At 73.6% G+C, this 2485-nt stretch carries 2 protein-coding genes; one reads left to right on the top strand and one right to left on the bottom strand.

Annotated elements, in window-relative coordinates; all coding sequences use genetic code 11:
- Positions 1-371 precede the first annotated feature (371 nt).
- Positions 372-1961 (bottom strand): DAK2 domain-containing protein, encoded by a 1590-nt coding sequence (locus ACWGH4_RS34095; protein ID WP_453467670.1) that lies wholly within the window; start codon positions 1959-1961, stop codon positions 372-374.
- A gap of 270 nt (positions 1962-2231) precedes the next feature.
- On the opposite strand from ACWGH4_RS34095, the gene rpmB reads away from it, so the two are divergent.
- Positions 2232-2417, top strand: coding sequence for a 50S ribosomal protein L28 (rpmB, locus tag ACWGH4_RS34090; protein ID WP_003957616.1), 186 nt, complete (start codon positions 2232-2234; stop codon positions 2415-2417).
- The last annotated feature ends 68 nt before the right edge of the window (positions 2418-2485 follow it).

The raw sequence follows: 2485 nt of genomic DNA, 5'->3' as shown, positions 1-2485 counted from the left end.
CGTGGGAGGTGCCCCCGGGCGGGCTAGACATGCCGCTGCACGGCACTCCAGCCCGTGCCCTGGCGGCGGAAACTTTCGCTTCGCGAAATCAGCCACGCCGGCAACTCACGCCCTGCCGGCGGCTCCGGCGTTGCCGGGCAACCCCAGCCCCGCTGGGGGCACCACCCACGGCCGCCAGGCCGTAGGGGGAGTTTGAGGCGCGGGGGTCCGGTGGGGTCCCCCACGCCGCCAGGCGTAGGGGGCGGAGCCCCCGCAAGCGCCGCGCGGAGCGCGGTGGCGGGTCCGGGCGGAGCCCCACGCGGCGAGGCCGCACATCGGTACAGCGGGAAGGGGCGGGCAGGGGAACGCCGCAGGCGCCACGCACCCGCTTCCTACTCCACCCCGATCAGCAGCGGCGTCGACCGGTCCCCGCCCCCCTCGTACGTGACCGTGTCCACCGCCAGGTAGCCCTCGCGGACATGGGACTCCAGCCTGTCGGACAGTCCCTGCGGCGCCGTGCCGCCCAGGACCAGCGTGACCAGTTCGCCGCCGGAGGAGAGCATGCGGTCCAGCAGGGTCAGCGCCGTCTGCGTGAGGTCCTCGCCGATCACGGCGACGTCGCCGTCGATCAGGCCCAGTACGTCGCCGGCCTGGCACACCCCCGCCGAGGTCCACGACCGGTGCTCCGCCACGGCCAGTTCGGCGTAGCGCGTCGCCCCGGCCGCGGCCGTCATGGCGACGACGTCCTCGTCGAAGCGGCGGTCCGGCGCGTGGACGGCGAGGGCCGCGATGCCCTGGACCGCGGAGCGCGTCGGGATCAGGGCGACGCGGACGCCGGCCGTACGGGCCTGCTCCGCGGCCGCGGCGGCCGTGTGGCGCAGGGACGTGTCGTTCGGGAGGAGGACGATCTCGCGGGCGTGCGCCCGGCGGATCGCCTCGACGAGTTCGCCGCTGGCCGGCGGTTCTCCCGGCCGGGCCAGGACCGTGGTGGCGCCGGCCTGGTGGTACAGGTCCGCCAGCCCTTCGCCCTGCACCACCGCGACGACCGCCCGCTGGGCCTGTTCCTTCGGGGTGGGGTCGGTCGCGGTGTCGAAGTGCGTGATGCGGATCCGGTAGGGCCGCCCGGCCTCGACACCGGCTTCCACGGCCGCGCCGGCGTCGTCCACATGGACGTGGACGTTCCACAGGCCGTCGCCGCCGACGACGACGAGGGAGTCGCCGAGGCCGTCGAGCCGTGCCCGCAGCCGGGCGACGGACGCGTCGTCCGCCTCGAGGAGGTAGATCACTTCGAAGGCGGGGCCGCTGTCGGAGCACGGCTCGGCGGTCCGGTTCTGCCGGGGCGGCCGTGCGTGAGCCGGCGAGGGGGCCGGTGGGGCCTCGCCGGAGACCGCCTGCACCAGCGCTCCGAGGACGGTCAGCAGCCCCTGTCCGCCGGCGTCCACGACGCCGGCGCGTTCCAGCACGGCCAGTTGCCCGGGTGTGGCGTCCAGGGCCGCCCGCGCGCCCGCGTAGGCGGCCCTCAGGGCGTCGGTGGGGGCGTTCTCCGCGGCGTCCGCGGCGGCCCCGGCGACGCTGAGGATCGTTCCTTCGACCGGGTGCGCCACCGCCTCACGCGCCAGTTCCGCGGCCCGACGCAGTGCCCCGGCCAAGTGATCTCCGTCACCGAGCCGTTCGGCCATGCCGCGCAGGAGCTGGGCGAGGATCGTGCCCGAGTTGCCGCGGGCTCCGATGAGGGCGCCGTGGGCCATGGCCCGGACCACGTCGGCGAGGGCCGGAGAGGTGTGGCCCGTCTCGTGGGCGGCGAACACGGCCTCCACGGCCTGTGCGGCGGACTCCACGGTCAGGTAGAGGTTCGTGCCGGTGTCCCCGTCGGCGACGGGGTACACGTTGATCGCGTCGATCTCCTCGCGCTCCCGGCCCAGGGCCTCCAGCGCCAGGGAGCACCAGTCGCGTACGGCCGAGGCGTCGAGACTCTGCGGCACCTGGTGATCCTCCTTGAGCGGCCGGGCAGATCCTGGTGGCCGGCGGGGCCTCGGGCTGCGGGTCGTCCCGCAGCGTAGACCCCGGCCGCCGCGGGTGAGCAGGTCGGGGGCGGCGGCAGCATGCTAGTTTCGTCTCTCGGAAGCAGTGGATGTATGCTGCTCCAGTTGCCCGATGAGAGTCGGGCCATTCCCCCGGCAAGCCACTTCAGATCTACTGATTCCGGCGCGCCGGATTCACCGTAAGTGCATCTGAAGTCTTTGGAGTGACCCGTGGCTGCCAACTGCGACGTCTGCGGCAAGGGGCCGGGCTTCGGCAACAACATTTCGCACTCGCACCGCCGTACGTCCCGTCGCTGGAACCCGAATATCCAGCGTGTGCGTGCAGTGGTCGGTCGGACGCCGAAGCGGCTCAACGTCTGCACCTCGTGCATCAAGGCCGGCAAGGTCTCGCGCTAAGTGATGCTCCCCGCGTCAGCGGGGATGATCCCGCCGACGTCTCGTCGTAGCGCAGCCCTCCGGTTGCC

Source organism: Streptomyces sp. NPDC054847 (genome assembly GCF_053610925.1).
Note: the sequence above shows the minus strand (reverse complement) of the source record. Positions and strands in the feature narration are given on the sequence as shown.